The 23,018-nt window shown below is 70.2% G+C and carries 19 protein-coding genes; 9 read left to right on the forward strand and 10 right to left on the reverse strand.

Features of this window, described 5'->3' with window-relative positions:
- The first annotated feature begins 494 nt into the window (after positions 1-494).
- On the forward strand, positions 495-1,052 hold the full coding sequence (locus ACFYT4_RS18160) for a DJ-1/PfpI family protein (RefSeq protein ID WP_389269522.1): 558 nt from the start codon (positions 495-497) through the stop codon (positions 1,050-1,052).
- A 273-nt stretch (positions 1,053-1,325) separates the two neighbouring features.
- On the opposite strand, the gene ACFYT4_RS18165 is transcribed toward ACFYT4_RS18160, so the two are convergent.
- Together ACFYT4_RS18165 and ACFYT4_RS18170 are read right to left on the reverse strand one after the other, a co-directional pair.
- Positions 1,326-2,003, reverse strand: coding sequence for an HAD family hydrolase (locus ACFYT4_RS18165; protein ID WP_389269524.1), 678 nt, complete (start codon positions 2,001-2,003; stop codon positions 1,326-1,328).
- 57 nt (positions 2,004-2,060) lie between these two features.
- Positions 2,061-2,567 carry a DUF6912 family protein gene (locus tag ACFYT4_RS18170; protein WP_389269526.1) on the reverse strand — a complete coding sequence of 169 codons (507 nt, stop codon included), beginning with the start codon at positions 2,565-2,567 and terminating at the stop codon, positions 2,061-2,063.
- A gap of 281 nt (positions 2,568-2,848) precedes the next feature.
- Here ACFYT4_RS18170 and ACFYT4_RS18175 point away from each other — a divergent pair, with 281 nt between their 5' ends.
- On the forward strand, positions 2,849-3,277 hold the full coding sequence (locus ACFYT4_RS18175) for an Rv3235 family protein (protein WP_389269528.1): 429 nt from the start codon (positions 2,849-2,851) through the stop codon (positions 3,275-3,277).
- Positions 3,278-3,575: 298 nt separating this feature from the next.
- Here ACFYT4_RS18175 and secA read toward each other — a convergent pair whose 3' ends face one another.
- Positions 3,576-6,389 (reverse strand): preprotein translocase subunit SecA, encoded by a 2,814-nt coding sequence (secA, locus tag ACFYT4_RS18180; RefSeq protein ID WP_389269530.1) that lies wholly within the window; start codon positions 6,387-6,389, stop codon positions 3,576-3,578.
- A gap of 237 nt (positions 6,390-6,626) precedes the next feature.
- Here secA and ACFYT4_RS18185 point away from each other — a divergent pair, with 237 nt between their 5' ends.
- Together ACFYT4_RS18185 and ACFYT4_RS18190 are read left to right on the forward strand one after the other, a co-directional pair.
- The gene (locus tag ACFYT4_RS18185) at positions 6,627-7,211 is read left to right on the forward strand and encodes a GNAT family N-acetyltransferase (RefSeq protein WP_389269532.1); all 585 of its coding nucleotides are present in this window, start codon (positions 6,627-6,629) and stop codon (positions 7,209-7,211) included.
- A gap of 278 nt (positions 7,212-7,489) precedes the next feature.
- Positions 7,490-8,653, forward strand: a complete 1,164-nt coding sequence (locus ACFYT4_RS18190) for a winged helix-turn-helix domain-containing protein (RefSeq protein ID WP_389269534.1) — start codon at positions 7,490-7,492, stop codon at positions 8,651-8,653.
- Positions 8,654-8,722: 69 nt separating this feature from the next.
- Here the strand turns inward: ACFYT4_RS18190 and ACFYT4_RS18195 are convergent, their stop codons facing one another.
- The 7 genes from ACFYT4_RS18195 to mtnA all read right to left on the reverse strand — a co-directional run bounded on the left by ACFYT4_RS18195 (position 8,723) and on the right by mtnA (position 17,262).
- Positions 8,723-9,469: a response regulator gene (locus ACFYT4_RS18195; protein WP_389269536.1), complete on the reverse strand. Its 747-nt coding sequence runs from the start codon at positions 9,467-9,469 to the stop codon at positions 8,723-8,725.
- A 202-nt stretch (positions 9,470-9,671) separates the two neighbouring features.
- Positions 9,672-10,361, reverse strand: a complete 690-nt coding sequence (hpf, locus tag ACFYT4_RS18200; RefSeq protein ID WP_389269538.1) for a ribosome hibernation-promoting factor, HPF/YfiA family — start codon at positions 10,359-10,361, stop codon at positions 9,672-9,674.
- A gap of 341 nt (positions 10,362-10,702) precedes the next feature.
- Entirely contained in the window at positions 10,703-11,428 is a 726-nt protein-coding gene (locus ACFYT4_RS18205; protein ID WP_389269540.1) for a ComF family protein, read from the reverse strand.
- 122 nt (positions 11,429-11,550) lie between these two features.
- Entirely contained in the window at positions 11,551-13,305 is a 1,755-nt protein-coding gene (locus ACFYT4_RS18210) for an LpqB family beta-propeller domain-containing protein (protein WP_389269574.1), read from the reverse strand.
- Between the two features lie 85 nt (positions 13,306-13,390).
- The gene (mtrB, locus tag ACFYT4_RS18215) at positions 13,391-15,274 is read right to left on the reverse strand and encodes an MtrAB system histidine kinase MtrB (protein ID WP_389269542.1); all 1,884 of its coding nucleotides are present in this window, start codon (positions 15,272-15,274) and stop codon (positions 13,391-13,393) included.
- 151 nt (positions 15,275-15,425) lie between these two features.
- Entirely contained in the window at positions 15,426-16,115 is a 690-nt protein-coding gene (mtrA, locus tag ACFYT4_RS18220) for a two-component system response regulator MtrA (RefSeq protein WP_187740742.1), read from the reverse strand.
- 4 nt (positions 16,116-16,119) lie between these two features.
- The gene (gene mtnA, locus ACFYT4_RS18225) at positions 16,120-17,262 is read right to left on the reverse strand and encodes an S-methyl-5-thioribose-1-phosphate isomerase (protein ID WP_389269544.1); all 1,143 of its coding nucleotides are present in this window, start codon (positions 17,260-17,262) and stop codon (positions 16,120-16,122) included.
- Between the two features lie 182 nt (positions 17,263-17,444).
- On the opposite strand from mtnA, the gene ACFYT4_RS18230 reads away from it, so the two are divergent.
- The 5 genes from ACFYT4_RS18230 to ACFYT4_RS18250 are packed head-to-tail and all read left to right on the forward strand — an operon-like array spanning position 17,445 to position 22,858.
- The gene (locus tag ACFYT4_RS18230) at positions 17,445-18,668 is read left to right on the forward strand and encodes a glycerophosphoryl diester phosphodiesterase membrane domain-containing protein (protein ID WP_389269546.1); all 1,224 of its coding nucleotides are present in this window, start codon (positions 17,445-17,447) and stop codon (positions 18,666-18,668) included.
- Positions 18,669-18,672: 4 nt separating this feature from the next.
- Positions 18,673-19,362: a DUF4129 domain-containing protein gene (locus ACFYT4_RS18235; protein WP_389269548.1), complete on the forward strand. Its 690-nt coding sequence runs from the start codon at positions 18,673-18,675 to the stop codon at positions 19,360-19,362.
- Positions 19,359-20,546: a DUF4350 domain-containing protein gene (locus tag ACFYT4_RS18240; protein ID WP_389269550.1), complete on the forward strand. Its 1,188-nt coding sequence runs from the start codon at positions 19,359-19,361 to the stop codon at positions 20,544-20,546. Before ACFYT4_RS18235 ends, ACFYT4_RS18240 begins: the two co-directional genes overlap by 4 nt.
- The gene (locus tag ACFYT4_RS18245; RefSeq protein WP_389269552.1) at positions 20,543-21,535 is read left to right on the forward strand and encodes an AAA family ATPase; all 993 of its coding nucleotides are present in this window, start codon (positions 20,543-20,545) and stop codon (positions 21,533-21,535) included. The genes ACFYT4_RS18240 and ACFYT4_RS18245 overlap by 4 nt, the downstream gene beginning before the upstream one ends.
- Positions 21,536-21,547: 12 nt before the next feature.
- Positions 21,548-22,858 carry a DUF58 domain-containing protein gene (locus ACFYT4_RS18250; RefSeq protein ID WP_389269554.1) on the forward strand — a complete coding sequence of 437 codons (1,311 nt, stop codon included), beginning with the start codon at positions 21,548-21,550 and terminating at the stop codon, positions 22,856-22,858.
- Positions 22,859-23,018: the final 160 nt, after the last annotated feature.

Raw genomic sequence — 23,018 nt, forward strand, 5'->3', positions numbered from 1 at the left:
CAATCGACGAAATTCAACAGTATTCAACAATTGGGCCGGTGCACGGGTACCAGCGATCGCCCGGGTGCTGTGGCACTCCGGGCGGAGACCGAGGGCTTCGCTGCCCTCAGGGCGTATCGCGCTGATCACGGCTCCAGGCTATCGCTCCGCACCCCTGAACCGTCATGAGCCTTATGTGTACAAAAGCGGGACCGGAAGTTTGACGTTCTGCGCAGCGACAGGAGCGCTTGGGCGGGTATGTATGCCGAGGTCCGGCTCCGGGCGTACATCGGCGGGTATCGGGATGGGGGCGGTGTTCGTATCCGGGCGGCCGGGGATCGTATTCGGGGCGGCCGGGAATCGACTCCGGGCGGTGTTCGGATCCGGTCGGGGTTCGGTTCCGGGCCGGGATCGGCTTCCACCACTCTCCGGGGCGGTGTCGCTGGGAGGCAGGCGCCCGTGAGGGGGTACGTCTCCAGTAGGCGGACCACACCGCCCCTACACCGGGAGCAGCCATGACAACGAAGGTCCTGATCGTCACCGGCGACGCCGCTGAGTCCCTGGAGGTCCTCTATCCGTACCAGCGGCTGCTGGAGGAGGGGTACGAGGTCCATATCGCGGCGCCCGCCAAGAAGACGCTCCGGTTCGTCGTCCACGACTTCGAGCCGGGCTTCGACACCTACACCGAGAAGCCGGGCTACACCTGGCCCGCCGACCTGGCCTTCTCCGAGGTCGACCCCGGCCAGTACGCGGCCGTGGTGATCCCCGGCGGCCGGGCCCCCGAATATCTCCGCAACGATCCCGAGCTCCGCAAGATCCTCAAGTCGTTCTTCGACGCGGACAAGCCGGTGGCCCAGATCTGCCACGGCCCGCTGCTGACCGCCGCGATCGGCGGTCTCGAAGGCCGCCGGGTGACCGCCTATCCCGCCCTCGAACTCGACATGCAGGCCGCCGGAGCCGGGTTCCAGGACACCGAGGCCGTCGTCGACGGCACCCTGGTCTCCTCCCGCGCCTGGCCGGACCACCCCGCCTGGATGCGCGAATTCCTGAAGGTGCTCAAGTCCAAGAGCTGAGGATCGGCCGTGGGTCTGGGGAACGGGAGCCGGGGCCGGGTGGCGGGAGCGGGCCCGCGTCGCGGGCCCGGGGACTTCCTCGGGGTTCAGGGGGCGAGGCGCTCGGGGCCGGGGCGCGGGTCGGCGCCGGGCTCGTGATGGTGGCCTGACTCAGGGCCCGGACTCGGACCCGGGTCTCACCGTGCAGGGGGCCTGGGGCTCGGGTCCGGGGGCCTCACGGTCCGGGGCCCGGCCCGGGGAGCCGGCTTCTCGGGCCCGGCGCCCCTGGTCCCCTCACCCCACCAGCCGCGCCGCCTCCTCCACCGCCTCCGCGAGCGTATCCACCACCGGTACCCCGGCCGTCTCCAGATTCGCCCTGCTGTGGGAACCCCCCGTGTACAGGACCGCCCTCGCCCCCACGTGCGCCGCCGCCACCGCGTCGTCGACCGCGTCCCCGATCACCACGGTCCGCCCGGGCTCCGCGGTTCCGGCGAGCGCCGCGAGATGGCGCTCCATGTACACCGCCTTGGAGCCGCCGGAGGGGCCCCGCCGCCCGTCCACCCGTATGAAGTGGCTCTCGATGCCGTACCCCCGGACGACCGGGACCAGCTCGTCGTGCCCGTACATGCTCAGCAGGGACTGGCTGCGGCCCTCCCGGCCCCACGCCCGCAGCAGCTCCTCGACACCCTCGGTGAGCGCGCACGCCACCCGGTGCTCGGTGTACGCCCGGTGAAAAACCACATCCATGGCCTCCCACTCCGTGTCCGTCGGCAGCCGTCCCATCATCCGCTCGTAGAAGAGCGGGATCGGCACGCAGTACAGCTCGCGGTACCGCTCGACGGTGATGGGCTCGATCCCTATCTCCCCGAACGCGGCGTTGGTCGCCCCGACGACCGCCGTGATGTCGTCGAGCAGTGTGCCGTTCCAGTCCCAGACCAGATGCGTGCCCTGAGTCCCGAGTCGCTTCCCCATGCGAAAAACCGTACCCGCCGGGTCCGACATCGGGCTCCACAATAAAAGAACCGCAGGTCAGGACACCAGGTTGGGGATCTCCTGGACGCCGTACCAGAGCAGCTCGTGGTCATCCGCTCCGTCCACGGTGAACTGCGCGTCGTCGTCGCCCTGATCCGCCGCCCCGAGCGCGTCCGCCGCCGCGGTCACATCACCGACTGCGTCGTCCGCGTCCACATGCACCGCCGCCGCGGCACCCAGCGGTACCGCGTTCGCGATCCGCACCTCGCCGACGGAGCCGGCGTCGAGGGCCCGGTCCGGATCGGCGACCGCGTCCCGGTCCCGTACGTCGACGGCCACGACGACCCGCCGCCTGGCCACCCCGGGGTTCCCGGCGATCAGCCGCAGCGAGGCGGCGGCCGCCCGGCTGAGGGCCGCGTATTCGAGCTCCTCGATGTCGTCGGAGACGTACCACTCACGCAGTCCGGGCGTGACACCGTACGCGGTCACCGGCCCCGGGCCCAGTTCACCCGTCTTGTGCACCTCTGCGAGTCCGGAGAGGGTCAGGGGGACGTAGACACGCATGGCTGGCCGCTTTCGTAGTCGGAAGACGCCCTTCAGGATACGTGCGAGGTCCCCCTTCGAGGTGCCGCTCCCCACCCGGGAACCGTCCACCCGGGACACCGGAGGACCGTGCTCCGCGGGCCCCTCGGCACGGCCGCTCACTCTGATAGGTGAATCCCGCCGGCGCCGCCCCCGCCCCGGCCACCCATTGCGACCCTCCCGTCCCGCACCGTAGAAGATCACCAACGAAGTTACCGCCCGGTATCGAATCGACCGGGCCCGGCCCGACGGGGGCGATACGCATGGACAGGACCAGGCCCGCAGGACGGCGCGACCAGCGCAGGCCACCCGCGGCGGTGGCGGCATCGGCACTGGCACGCGCGAGGCGGCAGGACAGGCCGCACTACTGGTTCGCCGACCGCCTGCTCGCGGTGCTCAGCGGCCGGCGCCCGGTGCACTGGATGCTCGGCCACACCGTCGGAGAGGCGTACGAGCAGCTCGTACGGCTCGCTCCGGGCGCCCCACTGCGACCTGCGGACCGGGTGACGCCCGTACTGCGGCACTGCGGGGAGTTCCACCCCGGGCCCGGAGTGATCGAGGCGTTCGCCCGGATCGGCTCGGGCGACCGCGTCACCGCGATGGCCTTCCGGCTGGAACAGGGCCCGGACGACCTCCGCTGGCGCTGCTCGGCGGTCGAACTCGGCGGGGAACGGGTCGGCGCCCGGGAGTGACCGGCGGCGCACCCGGCACCCCCTGCGGGCCCGCCCCGAGCGGCGGGCGGCACCCCCGTACGCCCCCCGTACGCCCCTGTGCCCGGCGGAGGCTCCTTCCCGGCGCCCGCCGACGCGAACGGCCGGGCCGGGCACCCTCATCGGTGCCCGACCCGGCCGTACCCGCGCGACGGACCGCGCGGAAAGCCCCGCTCCCGGGAAAGCCCTGCTCTCCGGAGCTCTCTCCGGGCTCCCCGAGACATTCCGAGAAGCCGGAGAATCCGGGGAGCTCCCGGATTCTCCCCTTTCCCGGAAAGCCCTACTTCTTGCGACGGCGCCCGGAGGTCTTCTGCGCCTTGCGCCGCTCCGCCCGCGTCATCCCGTCCTGCCCCGCACGGGCGGGCTGGCCGTCACTGTCGAAGTCACCCTCGACGACACCGCCTTCACCGTCCACGGTGGGAGCGGAGAAGTGCAGCCGGTCCGGACGCTGCGGGGCCTCCAGACCCTTGGCCCGGATCTCGGGGCGCGCGGCGGGCACCGCGTCCTTCTTGTCGAGGGAGGGGCGCTTCGCGTCCTCCACCGGCACCTCCTCGACCTGCTGCTCGACCTGGACCTCCAGGTTGAACAGATAGCCGACGGACTCCTCCTTGATGCCCTCCATCATGGCGGTGAACATGTCGAAGCCCTCGCGCTGGTACTCCACCAGGGGGTCCTTCTGCGCCATCGCGCGCAGTCCGATGCCCTCCTGGAGGTAGTCCATCTCGTACAGGTGCTCACGCCACTTGCGGTCGAGAACGGACAGCACCACGCGGCGCTCCAGCTCCCGCATGATCTCCGAGCCGAGCTGCTTCTCGCGCTCCTCGTACTGCTCGTGGATGTCGTCCTTGATGGACTCGGCGATGAACTCGGCGGTGATCCCGGCGCGGTCCCCGGCGGCCTCCTCCAGCTCCTCGACGGTGGCCTTCACCGGGTAGAGCTGCTTGAACGCGTTCCACAGCCGGTCGAGGTCCCACTCCTCGGCGAAGCCCTCGATGGTCTCCGCCTGGATGTAGGCGTCGATGGTGTCGTCCATGAAGTGCCGCACCTGCTCATGCAGGTCCTCGCCCTCCAGGACCCGGCGGCGCTCGCCGTAGATGACCTCGCGCTGGCGGTTGAGGACCTCGTCGTACTTCAGGACGTTCTTACGGGTCTCGAAGTTCTGCTGCTCGACCTGCGACTGGGCGGACGCGATCGCGCGCGTCACCATCTTGTTCTCGATCGGGACGTCGTCGGGGACATTCGCCATCGACATCACGCGCTCGACCATCTGGGCCTTGAACAGCCGCATCAGATCGTCGCCGAGGGAGAGGTAGAAACGGGACTCACCGGGGTCGCCCTGACGTCCGGAACGGCCGCGCAGCTGGTTGTCGATACGGCGCGACTCATGGCGCTCGGTGCCCAGCACATAGAGCCCGCCGAGGTCCGTGACCTCCTCGAACTCCGCGCGCACGGCCTGCTCGGCCTTCTCCAGCGCGGCGGGCAGCGCGGCGGCCCACTCCTCGACGTGCTCCACGGGGTCGAGGCCCTGCTGGCGCAGCTCCGCCTCCGCGAGGTCGTCGGGGTTGCCGCCGAGCTTGATGTCCGTACCGCGGCCGGCCATGTTCGTGGCGACGGTGACGGCGCCCTTGCGGCCGGCCTGGGCGACGATGATCGCCTCCCGGTCGTGCTGCTTCGCGTTCAGCACCTCGTGCTGGACGCCGCGCTTGTTGAGCTGCTGCGAGAGGTACTCGGACTTCTCGACGGAGGTGGTGCCGACGAGGATCGGCTGCCCCTTCTCGTGCTTCTCCGCGATGTCGTCGACGACCGCGGCGAACTTGGCCACCTCGGTGCGGTAGATCAGGTCGGACTGGTCCTTGCGGACCATGGGCCTGTTGGTCGGGATCGGGACGACGCCGAGCTTGTAGATCTGGTGGAACTCGGCGGCCTCGGTCATCGCCGTACCGGTCATGCCGGCGAGCTTGTCGTAGAGGCGGAAGAAGTTCTGGAGGGTGATGGTGGCGAGTGTCTGGTTCTCGTCCTTGATGTCCACCCCTTCCTTCGCCTCGATCGCCTGGTGCATGCCCTCGTTGTAGCGGCGGCCGGCGAGGATACGGCCGGTGTGCTCGTCGACGATCATGACTTCGCCGTCGATGACGACGTAGTCCTTGTCGTTCTTGAACAGTTCCTTGGCCTTGATGGCGTTGTTCAGATAGCCGACCAGGGGGGTGTTCACCGACTCGTAGAGATTGTCGATGCCCAGCCAGTCCTCGACCTTGGCGACACCGGACTCATGGATCGCGACGGTCCGCTTCTTCTCGTCGACCTCGTAGTCGCCGGTCTCCTCGATGCCCTTCAGCGGATTGCCCGCCTCGCCCTTGGTCAGCCGGGTGACGAGCTTGGCGAAATCGCCGTACCACTTGGTGGCCTGGTCGGCGGGGCCGGAGATGATCAGCGGCGTACGGGCCTCGTCGACGAGGATCGAGTCGACCTCGTCCACCACGGCGAAATTGTGTCCGCGCTGGACGAGCTCCTCCTTGGACCACGCCATGTTGTCGCGGAGGTAGTCGAAGCCGAATTCGTTGTTCGTGCCGTAGGTGATGTCGCAGGCGTACTGCTCACGGCGCTGCGCGGGTGTCATGTTCGCGAGGATGCAGCCGACGCTCAGGCCCAGGAACTTGTGGACCCGGCCCATCATCTCGGAGTCGCGCTCGGCCAGGTAGTCGTTGACCGTGATCAGATGGACGCCCTTGCCGGAGAGCGCGTTGAGATACGTGGGGAGGGTGCCGACGAGGGTCTTGCCCTCACCGGTCTTCATCTCGGCGACATAGCCGAGGTGCAGGGCTGCGCCACCCATCATCTGGACGTCGTAGTGACGCTGGCCGAGAACGCGCTTGGCGGCCTCGCGGACCGTGGCGAACGCCTCGGGAAGAAGATCGTCAAGGCTGTCCTCACCGCTGGCGAAGCGCTGCTTGTACTCTTCCGTGAGCGCCCGCAACTCGGCGTCGGAGAGGGCGACGAAGTCCTCTTCGATGGAGTTGACCTGGTCCGCGATGCGGTGCAGTTTGCGCAGGATCTTGCCTTCGCCTGCACGCATGAGCTTGTTGAAGACGGACACTGAGGCTGGTCTCCTTGCCGATTCGGGCCTGGCTGGGTCGTGGGGGACTCTGGCGCGGGCACGGCAGGTGGGCCCCACCGCAACGGCCATCGTAAGCGAGGACCCCACCGGGTCGGGAGGCCCGCAGCCGGCCGGGCCGTCTGTTACCCGCCATGTGAACGCACGGGACGCACGGAAGGTGCCGGTGCGGCATGAAAAGTGCTCGCATCCACCCGCGGAGCCTATGAGAATCCGGGCATGGAGCCCATCACTCTGACCACCGAGCGCCTGCTGCTGCGCACGTTCACGGACGACGACACGGAGGAGATCCACCGGCTCTGCCAGGACCCCGAGATCCAGCGGTGGACGACGGTCCCCTCTCCGTACGAACGCCGGCACGCGACCGAGTTCACCGGCCACACGGTCCCCGAGGGCTGGCGCACGGGGACGATGTTCACCTTCGCGGTCCTCCCGCGCGGGGGCGGCCCGCTGATGGCGTCGATCTCGGTCACGCTGCGTGCCCTCTCGGGCACCTGGGAGATCGGGTTCTGGACCGGCAAGGAGTTCCGGGGGCGCGGGATCATGGCGGAGGCCATGGGCGCCCTGGCGCACTGGACCTTCACCCGGCTCGGCGGGACCCGCCTGGAGTGGCGGGCCGAGGTCGGCAACGCGGCCTCGCGGGCGGTCGCGCTGAAGGCGGGTTTCACCGTGGAGGGCGAGCTGCGGGCCGCCCTGCTGAACAACGGCACGCTCCGGGACGCCTGGGTGGGCTCCCTGCTCCCGTCCGATGTGGACCTGCCGAGTCCGTACGCGTATCTCCCGGCTCCCGCGGTGAAGGACTGAGCCCCGCATTCCCGAGCCCCGGTTCGCCCGGGTGCCTGGGCGGACCGGCCTCACAGGCACGCCCGGGCCCGGCGTCGGGGGACCGTGGTACCGGAGCTGCGGGAGGCCCGGCACGGGCCGCGCCCGCCTGGGGCAGGCGATGTCCGACGGGATGACGGGGTACGTGCCGACGAGTTCCCGCCGACGCAGCGGCACCGGCCACGGCGTGGGCGGGGGCCCGGGCCGGGCCCGGTCCACGCGGGTGCCGCGCTGTCAGTTGCGGCGTCTATCGTGCGTTCATGACGACGTTGCCGCCGCCCGCCGCCGAACTGTCCGCCGACGAGGCCCGCCGCATAGCCCTGCGCGCCCAAGGGTTCCTGGGCGCGCAGGACCGGCGGGCGGGTGTGCGCGGTGTGCTGCGGCATCTGGGGGCGGTGCAGCTGGACACGATCTCGGTCCTGGCGCGCTCGCACGAGCTGATTCCCTACGCCCGGCTCGGCGCCGTCGGCCGCCGCGCCGTCGAGGACGCCTATTGGACCGAGGGCCACGGCTTTGAATACTGGTCGCACGCGGCCTGCATCCTGCCCGTCGAGGAGTGGCCGCACTTCGGATTCCGCCGCCGCGCCTATCGCGCCCGGCTGCCCTGGCACCACGACCTGCCGGACGGCACCTACGACACGGTGATCAAGCAGCTGCGCACCGAGGGCCCCCTCACGGCGTCGGAGCTGGGCGGCGCGAAGAACGGCGGGGAGTGGTGGGACTGGTCCGCCTCCAAGGTCGCCGTCGAGCGCGCGCTGATGTACGGCGAGGTGGTGTGCACCGAGCGCCGCGGCTGGAAGCGGGTGTACGACCTGGCGGAGCGGGCCGTTCCCGGGGAGCTTCTGGACACCGAGCTGGACGACCGGGAGTGCCTGCGGCGGCTCGTGCGGCTGGCCGGGCAGTCGCTGGGGGTCGGGACACGGGCGGACATCGCTGACTACCACCGGCTGAAGGGCGAGCAGTTCGACGCGGTGGTGGTGGACTCCGGTCTGGTGCCGGTCACCGTCGAGGGCTGGTCCAAGCCCGCCTGGGCGGATCCGGAGGCGCTGGCCACCGTGCCGCGCGGCCGTCACCGCACGACCCTGCTCTCCCCCTTCGACTCGCTGGTCTGGGAGCGGGCCCGCACAGAACGGATCTTCGGTTTCACCCACCGGCTGGAGGCCTACGTCCCCAAGCCGAAGCGGGTGTACGGCTACTTCGCCATGCCGCTGCTGTCGGGCGGCAGGCTCCTGGGCCGTGCCGACCCGGCTCGCGAGGGCACGACGCTCGTCGCCAAGCAGGTGTCGCTGGAGACGGCCAAGGCCGTCGCGCCCATGGCGCGGGCGCTGCGGGAGGCGGCGGAGTGGGTGGGCTGCGACGCGGTGCGGGTCGAGCGGGTCGACCGCCCCGAACTGACCGCCCCCCTGATCGCCGCCCTCACCTGACCGGGCGAGGCCCCGGGTCCCGCGCCAACCCGACCGACCGCCGACGGGCCCCCTGACCGGGCCCGTCGGCTAACGGATCTCCAGGATCTTCTCCCGCATCGCGTAGACCACGGCCTCCATCCTGGAGTGCAGCTGGAGCTTCTCCAGGATGTTGCGGACATGGTTCTTCACCGTGTTCTCGGAGATGAACAACTCCTTGGCGATATCACGGTTGTTCATGCCCGTGGCGACCAGCTTCAGCACCTCCAGCTCCCGGTCGGTGAGCCGGGGCGCGGGCACGAGCCTGCGCTCGTCGGTGCGCTGGATCATCGACTTGAACTCGGTGAGGAGCTTGGACGCCATGGACGGGCTGATCTGCGACTGCCCGTCGGCGACGGCGCGGATCGCCGTGGCGACCTCGTCGGTGGAGATCTCCTTGAGGAGATAGCCGGTGGCGCCCGCCTTGATCGCGTCGTAGAGATCGGCCTCCTCATCGCTGATCGTCAGCATGATGATCTTCGCGCTGGGTGCGACCTCCTTGATGGAGGTACACGCCTCGATACCGCCCCGCCGTGGCATGCGCACATCCATCAGCACGATGTCCGGCAGCAGGTCGGCGGCCTTGTCGACGGCCTCGGCGCCGTCGCCCGCCTCGCCGACGACCTGGATGTCCTCCTCCTGGGCGAGGACGATCTCCAGCCCTCTGCGGAAGAGTGCGTGGTCGTCCACCACGAGAACCCGGATCGGCTCGGCGCGGGAGCCGCCCGAGGCGGCCTCAACGACCGTGTCCCGGGCGGCGGCCGTGTCCTGTTGAACCGGTCCGAAGCTGTCCGCCATCGTTCCTCCCCCTGAAGACAGGGCCTGAAGGTCATGTGTGTCAGCCAACGCCTGTGCACAGAGCACCGGTTGGTCCTGTGACGCCATGCTTTCATGCCCGGACGTCAGAGCGGTGGTCCTGTGGTCGCACGGTGGTGCCCCGGGGGCGCGCAGTGCACGTCAGGGGCACCACCACTACCGCTTATCCTGCGTGACGGCCTCGTCAGCCGCCGAGCGCTCCTCCGGCGCCGCCCGCCTCGGACCCGGCCAGCGGATCGGTCTCCAGGTGAATGACGCCGTAGTCATAGGCGTGCCGCCGGTAGACGACACTGGGCTGCTTCGTCTCGGAGTCGACGAAGAGATAGAAGTCGTGCCCGACCAGTTCCATCTCGTAGAGCGCCTGGTCGAGTGTCATGGGTGCCGCGGTGTGGACCTTCTCGCGGACCACCATCGGGCCCTCGCCCTGGACTTCGAGCGGGCCGATCCTGGTGGTGGGAATGGATTCCGGCTTCTCCGCGGCCGGGAGGTGGCCGTTGGCATTCAACTCCGCGACGCCGGGAACGACATCGGCCACCTCGGCGGCCGACAGCCGGCCGTTTCCACGGCGGGTGTGACGCTTGTCGTGCTGCTTGCGCAGGCGGGCTTCCAGCTTGCCCGTGGCGAGGTCAAGCGCTGCGTACGGGTCGCCGGCCGATGCCTCCGCCCGGATCACCGGGCCTCGTGAGTGGAGCGTGATCTCCACGCGGTCCGAACGGTCGGCCTGCCGCGGGTTGTGCTCCTTGGACACCTCGACATCCAGGCTGATCACCTTGGCGTCGAGCTTCTGGATCTTGTCCAGCTTCAGCTTCTCGGCCACGTGCTTGCGGAACCGCTCGGGCACCTCGGTCTTGCGGCCCTTGACGACGATGTCCACGCAGAACTCCGTTCCCGGATCGCTCCGCCTACTCAGCGGCTGCGGAGCGTCTCCCTCTTGCACCAGACCCCGGTGTTTCGCCGGAGCCTCGGACTAGGCGACTTTCACCTCCTCCTCCCCAGTCGACAAGATCCCCACCCCACCAACTTTCGAGGTTTTCCGTTGCCTCGAATCCCTGGCCGACGGCACGGCAGTGCATTCGGTGAGGTACGGGACCTCATTCCGCACATCTTCACAACCGAACATAGCTCGATCAGAGCGGTGTCGGCACCCGCTACCAGCGCGTACCTCCGTTCGGCGGTAATTCTCCTCTCACTAGCTGCAACGTTGCTCCTTCCCCGTCAGTTCCGGTTTATTTCGAATGAAAACGGTGGTGCGGCGACAACTGCCGCGTTCAACTGTGCGAATCCCGAAAACTCCACCCGCTGTGCCTCGGTGAGCGCCCGGGCCGCCTCCGCCAGGGAGGCACCCGTCGTCATGAGGTCGTCCACCAGCACCACCCGGCCGCCCTCCAGCAGCCTCCCGGCACCACCCGCGACCCTCAGGGCACCGGCCAGATTCCGCGCCCTCTCCCGGGCCGTGAGGCCCGATTGGTCGGCCACTTCACGCCACTGGCGCAGCACCGGCAGCGCCCTCGCCTCCGTACCCGTACGCCGCAGCTCGCCCGCCGCCGCCCGAGCGATCCGCCGCGCCGCGTCATGCCCCCGCGCCCGCACCGCGCGCCGCGCCGACGGCACGGGGACGAGCAGCAGCGGCCCCGTCTCCCGCGTCGCCGGGGGCACCGCGGCCCGCACCGCCCCGGCGAGCGCGACACCCAGAGGCCGGGCCAGCCCCAGCGCGCCCCGCTCCTTGTGCGCGAGCAGCACCGCCCGTACCGCGTCGGCGTAAGGGGCGGCCGCGTGCACCACCGGCAGGCCCGCGGGCTCGGGCACCGGTCTCGCCCGGCGCGCAGCGGAGCCGTACAGCTCATACGCGCACCTCTCGCACAGCGGCGTGCGGGGAACACCGCAGCCACCGCATGCGACCGGCAGCACCAGGCCGGAGATTTCCTGCCACCACCCCCGCATGTCCACCACTGTGCCAAGGGTCCGAGACGCTCGCCACCCCTGTGGATAACTCGCGGGTAACCACTCCGGCCCGGGGATTCTCCTGAGCGGTCCGGGTGGCCGATGCCGGTCGGCGCAGGCGCTCAGCCGGGGTAGACGGGTGACGAGCCCTTCTTGACCATCGTCTGCCAGTTGGCCCCGGGCGGCAGCCGCACGATGCCGTCGTCCTCGGAGTACGCCACCAGCGGGCGGCTCTCCTCGTTCGACGCCGCGACCGCCTTCACACGGTTGAGCCCCGGCAGCACCCCGCCCGCGGGAGTGGAACCGTCCGTCTGCATGTAGCGCACCTGAGGCACCCCGCCGGCTTCCCGTCCGACCACCACGAGCCGGCTGGGGCCGGCCCAGGAAACAGCCGTCACGGTCTCCATCTGGGGAGCCGCGGACCTGAGCCCCGCGACGGTCACCACGGAGTCCTCCGGTGAGCCCTGACGCTCCACCCGCCCGATCTGCAGGGTGGTCTTCCCGTCCTTCTCCAGCAGGAGCGCGATGCGCGTGCCGTCGGCGGACACCCTCAGCGAGTCGATCCGCTCCCCGTCGAGCCCCGGAACGATCCGGACCTCCTGAGGCGGGCCCTTGCCGCCCGCGAGCCGGAGCAGCGCGGGCTTTTTGGGGTCGCGGTCGGCGATCCACAGATCACCGCGCCCGTCCCAGCTCGGCGCGGAGAGGCGGTCGTTCTGCTTCTTGCCCTTGCTCACCACCACCGGGGGAACGGTTTCGCTCCCGGTCCTGATCGACGCGACATGCAGCTTGCCGTGGTCCTTGGTGACCGCGGCGGCGGTGCGCTCGTCACGGGCCACCGCGACCTGGCTCATCCGTACCCGCCCGTCCCCGAACGGCCCCTGGACCTGCGTCGGCACGCTGGCTTCCTCCGCGCTCCGCGACAGTCTCGCCAGCCGGGAGTCGGCGTCCACGAAGTACGGGTCGGCCGAGGTACCCGTAGCGCTGTCCGGCGCGTAGGTCTCCTCCCGGCCCCGGGGGAGCACACAGAGCTGGGAGCCGTCCGAACGCTGCAGCTCCACCTGCTCGACCGGGGTGGACGACAGGTCCCTCAGAGTGAACAGGATCTGCGCCGCCATCTTGGTGCACTGGGTGCGCCCCACATGGGACGCCTTGTCGTTGAGCGGCACCTTGAGCGCGTTGCGGTCGTCGAACGTCAGGGACTTGACGCCCTCCTTCAGCGTCGTACCGGTCGGGAACGGCGACTCCACCACCGGCTTCAGCCAGTCCGTCGGGCCGTCGAGGAGGGCCTTGACCGACTGGGTCACCGGGTCCATCCGGGTCACCGGGTCCGTCCGCTGCCGGATGAACACGGGATCGGCGACCACCTTGTTCCATCCGGTCGCGAAGTAGTACTTGTTCACCGGCCGGTAGTTGCGCTGGAAGTCGGACGCGCCGAGCACCAGCCCGGGCGGCAGGCTGTCGATCCGCCACTCCTTGCCGTCCGGACCGCTCTGCAACGACAGATGGATGGTCTTGCGGTAGTCGTCGAGGGTGGTCGCCTCATAGGCGTGCTGGGAGTCGACGGTCGCTATCTGCTTGCCGACCAGCGGTACGTCCCGGCCCGGGTTGTCCCGGCTGCCCACCACTGCGGCGTTCACGTCGGGTGCGGCGGCGAGGACCGTCGTACGCTCCTCCGGGCGCCACTTCTGCGACGCCGCGGGCGTCAGATAGGTCCGGGCGGTCGCGAAATTGGCGTCGTCGCTGGTCATCGCCTCCAGAAACCCGGCGACGACCTCCTCGGGCGTCGCTCCCTTCCTGGGCGGCACCGCGTACACCCGCACCTGGGAGTCCGCAGGCGGCGACGCCTTGACGGCATGGATGTCACCGCTGTCGGGCATCGAGGCGCATCCGGTCAGCAGCACCCCGGTGCCACCCAGCAGCGCGCCGAGACGCACAGCGCCCCGGCCGCCCTTCCGACGAGGGTCAGCGCCCACGAGTCGTGTCCTCCCGGTCCGAAGCAACCTGTGCGGCGGAGTCGTCCTGGCGCTCGCCCGCGGGACGGGCCACCACCCTGGAGCCGCTGCCGGGCAGCGCCGCAGGATCCACCCCGCGGGGGGCCGTACGAGGTGCGACCGGCGCCCGCGGCGGCACCGGCAGCGGCGCACGGCCCGCAGGCGCCTGAGCGGGCACGGAGGCCAGCCGGTGCCCCGGTGTCCTCAGCGCCGTGTCCTGGGACAGGGCGCGGTCCCGGTTCTGCCGCGAGTCCTCCGGTTCCAGCGGTACCGGCGACCCCCGCAACGGCTCGTCCGCCGTGCGCGGCAGGGTCAGCCGGAACTGGGACCCGCCGCCGGGCTCGCCCCACGCCTGAAGCCAGCCGCCGTGCAGCCGGGCGTCCTCGACGGCGATGGAAAGACCGAGACCGGTGCCCCCGGTGGTCCGCGCCCGCGCGGGATCCGCTCGCCAGAAGCGGTTGAACACCCGGGTCGCCTCTCCCGGCTTCAGGCCCACTCCGTAGTCCCGTACGGCGACCGCGACGGCACCGCCCGCGACCGCCATCCGGACGACCACATCCCGGCCCTCGCCGTGCTCGACGGCGTTGACGACCAGGTTCCGCAGCACCCGCTCCACGCGCCGGGCGTCGGCCTCCGCCACGACCGGCTGCTCGTCGCCGACCACCCTTATTCGGCTGCCCTTGCGCTCGGCCAGCGGCTCGGCCCCGCCGATGACCCGCCGTACGACCTCGCGCAGATCTATGGGCTCGGCCTCCAGCGCCGCGGCTCCCGCGTCGAAACGGCTGATCTCCAGCAGATCCGAGAGCAGCGACTCGAACCGGTCGAGCTGGTCCCCGAGCAGCTCGGCCGAGCGCGCCGTCACGGGATCGAAGTCGACACGGGCCTCGTGAATGACATCCGCCGCCATCCGTACGGTCGTCAGCGGGGTCCGCAGCTCGTGCGAGACATCGGAGACGAAGCGCCGCTGCATCCGGGACAGCTCCTCCAGCTGCTGGATCTTGAGCTGAAGATTCTGCGCCATCTTGTTGAAGGCTTCACCAAGTCTGGCGATGTCGTCCTCGCCGGTGACCTTCATCCGTTCCTGGAGGCGGCCGGCGGACAGCCGTTCGGCGATCCCCGCGGCCATCCGTACCGGTGTCACGACCTGCCGTACGACCAGCCAGGCGATCGCTCCCAGCAGCACGACGACGAAGAGCCCGGCCGTCGCGAGGGTCCCCCTGACGAGGTTGAGCGACTGCTCCTCCTGAGCCAGCGGGAACAGGTAGTACAGCTCGTAGGAACTGCCCTCGATGTCGTTGAGACGTTTACCCACGGCCAGGCCCGGCTCGGGCGCGGCCTCGCCGTTGTTGTACTTGATCTCGATGTACGTCTCATGGGTCCCGGCCTGCTGGCGCACGGCCTCCCGCAGCGCGTCGGGGATCGACGCGGGGTCCACGCTGCCCGATGTACGGGGCCCGCGGCTTGAGCTGGGGCGTTCCGAGTCGGCGCTCAGCGCCACCACGTTGAACGCGCCCTGACCACCGCTCGCGAGCCGCTCCACCAGATCGGACCGCCAGGAACTCGTGGCGGTCGGGCCGTCCGCTCCCGTGCCGTCCGGGCCTCCGGAGCCCTGCGGGGCGTTCGCCTCCTCCGTCGCCACGGCGAAGCCCCCGGCGGCCTGGCTCTCCGCCGCCCTTCCCTTGGCGTCGAGAAGACCGTTGCGCACCTGTCCGATGACCACAAAGCCGAGGAGGACGACCACTCCGACCGACATCAGCAGCGTCGTCACCACGATCCGGAGCTGGATATTGCGCCGCCACAGACGGACTGCGGGCAGCAGCGGACGGCGCACCCAACGCATGATGAGCCGGAGCATCAGCCGCCCGGGCTCACCGTCCTGGCCCGACCGCCTGCCACGCAGCAGACGGCCGAACCACGACGGACCCGTCGGCCCGTGCCCCGGACCGGCAGCCCGCCCCGTACGGACTCCCGGCTCCCCGGGCCTCGGAGCGGCGCTGCCGGACACGTCAGCTCGGTCCGGCCTTGTAACCGACGCCACGGACGGTCACCACGATCTCCGGGCGCTCCGGGTCCTTCTCGACCTTGGAACGCAGCCGCTGGACATGCACGTTCACCAGCCTGGTGTCGGCCGCGTGGCGATACCCCCAGACCTGCTCCAGCAGCACCTCTCGGGTGAACACCTGCCACGGCTTGCGGGCGAGCGCCACCAGCAGATCGAACTCGAGCGGGGTCAGCGCGATGGACTGCCCGTCCCGCTTCACCGAGTGACCGGCCACATCGATGACCAGATCCCCGATCGTCAGCTGCTCCGGCGCGGGCTCCTCCGACCTCCTAAGCCGCGCCCTGATCCGCGCGACCAGCTCCTTCGGCTTGAACGGCTTGACGATGTAGTCATCGGCGCCGGACTCCAGTCCGACGACGACGTCCACGGTGTCGCTTTTGGCCGTGAGCATCACGATCGGCACACCCGACTCGGCCCTGATCAGCCGACACACCTCGATGCCGTCCCGTCCGGGCAGCATGAGGTCCAACAGCACAAGATCCGGCTTGGCCTCACGGAAAGCGGCAAGTGCCTTGTCGCCGTCCGCTACGAACGACGGCTCGAAACCTTCACCACGCAGCACAATCCCGAGCATCTCGGCCAGTGCGGTGTCGTCGTCGACGACAAGGACTCGTCCCTTCATAATCGACATCATCCCATTAGCTCATCGTTACCTGGCGTGACCTGGCACACAGCTCCGTGATCCCACCCCCGGTGACCGGCGACAACGTGCCTTCTTCGGTCACGATCGCCGTCACCAGCTCGGGCGGAGTCACATCAAAGGCAGGGTTGTACGCCTGCGTACCCAGCGGCGCAACCGGAAGCCCTCCCCCTGTTCCCACCGCAGCCGTCGCCGACTGCGGAGACATGATCTCCGTAACCTCCTGACCGGTGCGCTGCTCCACCTCGATCGACGCCCCGTCCGCCGTGGCCGGGTCGATCGTCGTCGTGGGAGCGACCACGACGAACGGCACATGGTGGTACTTCGCCAGTACGGCGAGCGGATAGCTTCCCACCTTGTTGGCGACCGAGCCGTCCGCGGCAATCCGGTCCGCGCCTATGAGTACCGCATCGACCTCCCCCGCCGCGAACAGCGAGCCGGCTGCACTGTCCGTGAGCAGCGTGTACGTCATCCCGTTGCGGGCCGCCTCGTACGCCGTCAGCCGCGCCCCCTGCAGCAGAGGCCGTGTCTCGTCGACCCACAGCCTCCGCAGCCTGCCTCCGCGGTGAGCGGCGAGCGCCACGGCGAACGCCGTGCCCTCACCGCCCGAGACCAGTGCCCCGGTGTTGCAGTGCGTGAGGATCCGGAGGTTCCCGCCGGGGAGCAGCTCGTCGAGCAGCAGGAGCCCGTGTGCGGCCATACGGGCGCTGGCCTCGGCGTCCTGCCGGTGCAGCTCCCTGGCGGCCCTGAGGGCCGCCTGTGCCGCCGCCCCGGCCCCGCCACCAGCCGCGGCCCGGTGGGCGGTCACCGCCACCCGTACCCCGTACACCAGATTCACCGCGGTGGGCCGCGCCCCCGCCAGCAGCGAAGCCGCCTCCTCCACGTCATAGCCCCGTACGGCGGCGAGAGCGACACCGTAGGCCCCCGCGATCCCCAGCAGAGGTGCCCCGCGCACGGCGAGCGTCCGGATCGCCTGCACCAGTGCGGGCACATCGGTGCAGACCAGCTCGGCCTCCTCGGCGGGCAGCCTGGTCTGGTCGAGAAGCACCAGCACGGGACCTTCGGGAGGCTCCTCCCAGCGCAGTACCGGGAGCGGGGGTGGCCCGACGTCGGCTTGCTGTTGCGCGTACTGATCAGCCATCTGCCCAGTCTGCCCCGTGAGGAACGGACAATGAAGGCACGAAGGAGACGCAGGGGCCCACCCACCGGCGGGCAGCGCGTGGCACGATGGCTGCCAGCCTGCCGACTCCGTACACGGACAGGTGCTGTGCACAAGTCGGCAGGCCGAGCCGACCCCACAACCAACCCATGAGGTGGACGACCGTGAACGACACTCCGGGCTGGGCATCGCCCGGATCTGCTCCCTCCGACGGGCAGGACGCCAACGTGCCCCGGCCCTCCGAGCCCGCCGATCAGACCGGCCCAGCCTCGAAGTGGTCCCGCGAGCAGCCACCCGCAGGACAGTGGTCCGCGCCCAGCGCCCCTGAGGGCGGCGGGACTCCCGGACCTCCCCAGCCGGGTCCCGGCTGGGGAGGGACTCAGCCACACGGCTGGGGACCACCGCCGGCGGCCAAGCCCGGAGTCATTCCGCTCCGCCCGCTGGGCATGGGCGAGATCCTCGACGGCGCGGTCTCGACCCTGCGCGCACACTGGCGCACGGTCCTCGGCATCACGATCAGCGTCTCCGTGATCGCCGAGATCGGCAACATCCTGGCCGCGCGCTATCTGCTCCCGGACCCGGTGGAACTGGACCCCGACGCCGATTCGTCGGAGGCCCTGCGCCAGGTCGGCGACTCCCTGCAGTCCAGCACGATCTCGCTGGGACCGGTGATGCTCATCACGATGGTCGCTACGCTCTTCACGACCGCGCTCCTCACCATGGTCATCAGCCGATCGGTGCTGGGGCAGCCGGTGAAGCTCTCCGAGGCCTGGCGCGAGGCGCGGCCCAGGCTGCCTCAGCTCCTCGGCCTGACCCTGCTGCTGCCGCTGATCGGCGCCGCCATCGTGGCCGTGGCGATCCTGCCCGGTCTGCTGCTGGGCGGCGGAGCGGGTATGGCACTCGCGGTGCTCGGCGGTCTCGCGTCCCTCGGTGTCGTCCTCTGGCTGATGATCCGGTTCGCTCTCGCCTCGCCCGCGCTGATGCTGGAACGCCAGGGCGTCTTCGCCTCCATGCGCCGCTCCGCCAAACTCGTCCAGGGTGCCTGGTGGCGGACGTTCGGCATCATCGCACTGACGATGCTGCTGACCCTCCTCGTCTCGATGATCATCTCCGTGCCCTTCGGCCTGGTCGCCGTCGCGATGGACAGCGGCGGGTTCAGCGACTTCCTCAACGGGGAGGCCCCCGACTTCGGCTGGGCGTACCTGATCATCTCGGGTATCGGCGCAGTGATCGCCTCCTCCATCACGTACCCCATCTCCGCGGGTGTGACCGTCCTCCTCTACGTCGACCAGCGCATCCGCCGCGAGGCCCTCGACCTCGAACTCGGCCGTGCGGCGGGCCTCCCCGGCTACGGCTCCGAGCCGCCCGGCAACGCCCCCAGGAGCTGATGGGGTGACGGCTTCGGGGGGTGTGACGACGGCGTGGTCACGGATCCGCGCGAACGATGACGTACCGGTGGACATTCCCCGAGTCCCCGCCAGGGAGGCGGCGGAGCGGGAACTGACAAAACCGATGTACCACGAGAACGACCCGAACCTCCTCGAACGGGCCCTTGACCGCTTCTGGGAGTGGGTCGGCGGTCTCCTGGACGTCGCTGCCGGCGCCGCGCCGGGCGGTGTGGTCGGGCTCGTTGTCATCGCCCTGGTGGCCGCCGCCCTCATCGCCGCCCTCTTGTGGCGCCTCGGCACGCCCCGCCGCACCCCTTCAACAGCCGACTCTCTCTTCGACGATGTACCGCGCAGTGCGTCCGAGCACCGTGCCGCCGCCGAGGCCCACGCGGCTGCCGGACGCTGGAACCAGGCCGTCCAGGAGCGTATGCGGGCCGTCGTCCGCGCGCTGGAGGAGCGGGCCCTTCTCGACCCCCGCCCCGGCCGCACTGCCGACGAGGCCGCCGCAGAAGGCGGGCGCTCACTTCCCGGCCACGCCGATGGACTTCGGTCCGCCGCGCGCGAGTTCGACGAGGTCACATACGGTGGCCGGACCGCCGACCAGCAGGCGTATCTGCGGCTGCGGGACTTGGACCTCCGCCTGGAGCGGGCCAAGCCCCAGCTGACGGGTGCGGCCCAAGGAGCAGCCGAATGACCGCGGTTGCCCGCAGCACCACGTCCATGTCCCCCACCGGCCGCCAGGTGTGGACCCGCGCCCGGGGGCTGCTGCTGGCAGTGGTCATCCTCATCGTGGCCGGGATCACCATGGCCGCGCTGCGCTCGGGCGACGAGCACGGCCGGCTGGACCCACGCTCCGCCGACCGGCTCGGGAGCCGGGCCGTCGCCGAACTCCTCAAGGACCGCGGGGTCTCCACCCGTGTCGTCACCACGCTCGACGAGGCCACCGGCGCGGCCGGCCCGGACACGACCCTCCTCGTCGCCACCCCCGACCTGCTGACGGACAGCCAGCAGGAGAGCCTCCGGGCCGCGGCGGACTCCTCCGGCGGACGCACGGTGCTCGTCTCCCCCGGTCCCGGATCCGTCGGCACCCTGGCCCCCGGGGTCCGCGCCACCTCGACGGTCCGGGCTTCGGCCCGCACCCCCCAGTGCACGCTGCCGGCCGCCCGCACCGCAGGCAGCGCCGACCTCGGGGGCGAGCGCTACGACACCAAGGTCCCCGGAGCCGACCGCTGTTACCCGAGCGGCGGTCTGCCGACGCTTCTGAGGATCGATACCGCGGGCAATGGAGAGACCGTCCTGCTCGGCTCGCCCGACATCCTCTACAACCACCGCCTGGACAAGAACGGCAACGCCTCTCTCGCCCTGCAACTCCTCGGCTCCCGAACCCATCTGGTCTGGTACCTCCCCTCGCTCAGTGACGGCTCCGCAGCCCAGGACGACAGCGAGAGCTCCTTCTTCGAACTGATCCCTTCGGGCTGGCTCTGGGGCACGCTCCAACTCCTCGTAGCCGCTGTCCTCGCCGCCGTCTGGCGCGCCCGGCGGCTCGGCCCCCTCGTCACCGAGCGGCTTCCCGTGGCCATCCGCGCCTCCGAGGCCACGGAGGGCCGGGCCCGCCTGTACCACAAGGTCAACGCCCGCGACCGGGCCGCCGCGACCCTGCGGGAGGCCACCCGGACGCGCCTCGCCGCGCTTCTCGGCGTGGCCCCCGCAGCAGCCCACTCCCCCGAATCCCTGCTCCCCGCTGCCTCGGCCCACCTCGCCGCCCACGACCAGGACCTCATGGCCCTGCTCTTCGGTCCGGCCCCGGCCGACGACGCCGCTCTTGTCCACCTGGCAGACCAACTCGACGCCCTCGAAAGAGAGGTACGCACCTCATGAGCGCCCCGACCCCCGAGACAGCTGCGACGGCTGCGAACTCGGACAGCGCCCGCGCCTCCCTGGAGGCCCTGCGCACCGAGATCGCAAAAGCCGTGGTCGGCCAGGACCCCGCTGTCACCGGACTTGTCGTGGCCCTGCTCTGCCGAGGCCATGTCCTTCTCGAAGGAGTACCCGGCGTCGCCAAGACCCTGCTCGTTCGTGCGCTGGCCGCATCCCTCGAACTCGGCACCAAGCGCGTTCAGTTCACCCCCGATCTGATGCCCAGCGACATCACCGGATCGCTCGTCTACGACGCCCGAACGGCGGAGTTCTCCTTCCAGCCCGGGCCTGTGTTCACCAATCTTCTGCTCGCCGACGAAATCAACCGCACTCCGCCCAAGACCCAGTCGTCCCTCCTGGAAGCGATGGAGGAACGGCAGGTCACTGTCGACGGCACCCCCCGCCCGCTCCCGGAGCCGTTCCTGGTCGCGGCGACCCAGAACCCCGTTGAGTACGAAGGCACCTATCCGCTGCCCGAGGCCCAACTGGACCGCTTTCTCCTCAAACTGACGGTCCCCCTTCCCTCACGCGACGACGAGATCAGTGTCCTGACCCGTCACGCCGAAGGATTCAATCCGCGCGACCTCCAAGCCGCTGGCGTACGCACCGTCGCGGGCCCGGCAGACCTGGAGGCGGCCAGGGCTGCCGTCGCCAAAACCTCGGTCTCCACCGAGATCGCCGGCTATGTCGTCGATATCTGTCGTGCCACTCGTGACTCCCCATCACTCACCCTCGGTGTCTCTCCCCGAGGTGCCACCGCCCTGCTCTCCACCGCCCGCGCGTGGGCCTGGCTCACCGGTCGCGACTACGTCATCCCCGACGATGTGAAAGCACTGGCCCTGCCCACCCTGCGCCACCGGATCCAGCTCCGGCCGGAGGCGGAGATGGAAGGAGTCACCGCCGACTCCGTCATCACCGCGATCCTCAGCCACGTCCCCGTCCCCCGCTGAGACGGCGCTCCCATGGCCCTCACCGGACGAACCGCACTCCTCGCCGCACTCGGCTCTCTCCCCGTGGGCCTGCTCGCACCCAGCTGGACGGGGTTGCTCGCTGTCAATGCGCCTCTGTCACTAGCAATCTTGTGCGACTACGCCCTCGCCGCGCCAGTGCGATCGCTCCGATTCACCCGAAGCGGTGACACATCAGTTCGACTCGGCGACAGGGCAGCCGTCCAACTGACCGTCTCCAACCCCTCCAACCGCCCCCTGCGCGCCCAGCTCCGCGACGCCTGGCCCCCGAGCAGCTGGACCCGGGACACGGAACAGGCCGCTTCCCGGCACACGCTCACCGTGCCCGCCGGCGAACGCCGCCGTATCACCACCTACCTGCGTCCGAGCCGCCGCGGTGACCGCCGCTCCGAACGCGTCACCGTCAGGTCATACGGTCCTCTGGGCCTCGCAGCGCGCCAGAGCAGCCACAACGTCCCCTGGACCGTACGAGTCCTGCCGCCCTTCACCAGCCGCAAGCACCTGCCGTCACGTCTGACCCGGCTGCGCGAACTGGACGGTCGCACCAGCGTTCTCATCCGCGGTCAGGGCACCGAATTCGACAGCCTCCGCGACTATGTACCCGGGGACGACACCCGCTCGATCGACTGGCGAGCCACCGCCCGCCAGTCCACAGTCGCCGTGCGGACCTGGCGCCCCGAACGCGACCGCCACATCCTCCTCGTCCTCGACACCGGCCGCACCTCCGCCGGCCGCGTCGGGGACATTCCCCGTCTCGACGCCTCCATGGACGCGGCCCTGCTCCTCACCGCCCTCGCTTCCCGAGCGGGTGACCGTGTGGATCTCCTCGCCTACGACCGCCGTATCCGCGCCCAGGTCCTGGGCCGCTCCGCAGGCGAGCTCCTGCCCGCCATGGTGAACGCCCTGGCACCGCTGGAGCCCGAACTCATCGAGACGGACGCACGGGGCCTGAGCGCCGCAGCCCTCAAAAGCGCCCCGCGCCGCTCCCTGATCGTGCTCCTCACCACTCTGGACGCCGCCCCTATCGAGGAGGGGCTGCTCCCGGTACTGCCTCAGCTCACACAGCGGCACACCGTGCTCGTCGCATCGGTCGCGGATCCTCATGTCCAGGAGATGTCCGCCGCACGAGGAGATGTGGAGGCCATGTACAACGCCGCAGCGGCGACTCAGAGCCAGGCACAGCGTCGCCGTACGGCAGAACAGCTGCAAAGGCATGGGGTTACGGTCGTGGACGCGACGCCGGAGAATCTCGCACCGGCTCTGGCAGATGCATATCTTGCGCTGAAGGCAGCTGGTCGCCTGTAGAACTGACGGTGGACGCGAGCCGGCACAGGGAAGGAGCACTCGCCCTGGTCCGGCACCACACGAACAGAAAATGGTCGGGAAATGCGGAAAGGCCCCGCATCCATCGATGCGAGGCCTTCCCTCAACAATTTGTTCGGCGGTGTCCTACTCTCCCACAGGG

Source organism: Streptomyces sp. NPDC004609, assembly GCF_042873655.1.
Lineage (GTDB): Bacteria > Actinomycetota > Actinomycetes > Streptomycetales > Streptomycetaceae > Streptomyces.

Excerpts from the sequence above, each read along its gene's own strand:
- ACFYT4_RS18160 (WP_389269522.1), top strand. The coding sequence starts at position 495 with ATGACAACGAAGGTCCTGATCGTCACCGGCGACGCCGCTGAGTCCCTG.
- ACFYT4_RS18165 (WP_389269524.1), bottom strand. The coding sequence starts at position 2,003 with ATGGGGAAGCGACTCGGGACTCAGGGCACGCATCTGGTCTGGGACTGG.
- ACFYT4_RS18170 (WP_389269526.1), bottom strand. The coding sequence starts at position 2,567 with ATGCGTGTCTACGTCCCCCTGACCCTCTCCGGACTCGCAGAGGTGCAC.
- ACFYT4_RS18175 (WP_389269528.1), top strand. The coding sequence starts at position 2,849 with ATGGACAGGACCAGGCCCGCAGGACGGCGCGACCAGCGCAGGCCACCC.
- ACFYT4_RS18185 (WP_389269532.1), top strand. The coding sequence starts at position 6,627 with ATGGAGCCCATCACTCTGACCACCGAGCGCCTGCTGCTGCGCACGTTC.
- ACFYT4_RS18190 (WP_389269534.1), top strand. The coding sequence starts at position 7,490 with ATGACGACGTTGCCGCCGCCCGCCGCCGAACTGTCCGCCGACGAGGCC.
- ACFYT4_RS18195 (WP_389269536.1), bottom strand. The coding sequence starts at position 9,469 with ATGGCGGACAGCTTCGGACCGGTTCAACAGGACACGGCCGCCGCCCGG.
- ACFYT4_RS18205 (WP_389269540.1), bottom strand. The coding sequence starts at position 11,428 with ATGCGGGGGTGGTGGCAGGAAATCTCCGGCCTGGTGCTGCCGGTCGCA.
- ACFYT4_RS18210 (WP_389269574.1), bottom strand. The coding sequence starts at position 13,305 with ATGCCCGACAGCGGTGACATCCATGCCGTCAAGGCGTCGCCGCCTGCG.
- mtrB (WP_389269542.1), bottom strand. The coding sequence starts at position 15,274 with ATGCTCCGGCTCATCATGCGTTGGGTGCGCCGTCCGCTGCTGCCCGCA.
- mtrA (WP_187740742.1), bottom strand. The coding sequence starts at position 16,115 with ATGATGTCGATTATGAAGGGACGAGTCCTTGTCGTCGACGACGACACC.
- mtnA (WP_389269544.1), bottom strand. The coding sequence starts at position 17,262 with ATGGCTGATCAGTACGCGCAACAGCAAGCCGACGTCGGGCCACCCCCG.
- ACFYT4_RS18240 (WP_389269550.1), top strand. The coding sequence starts at position 19,359 with ATGACCGCGGTTGCCCGCAGCACCACGTCCATGTCCCCCACCGGCCGC.
- ACFYT4_RS18245 (WP_389269552.1), top strand. The coding sequence starts at position 20,543 with ATGAGCGCCCCGACCCCCGAGACAGCTGCGACGGCTGCGAACTCGGAC.
- ACFYT4_RS18250 (WP_389269554.1), top strand. The coding sequence starts at position 21,548 with ATGGCCCTCACCGGACGAACCGCACTCCTCGCCGCACTCGGCTCTCTC.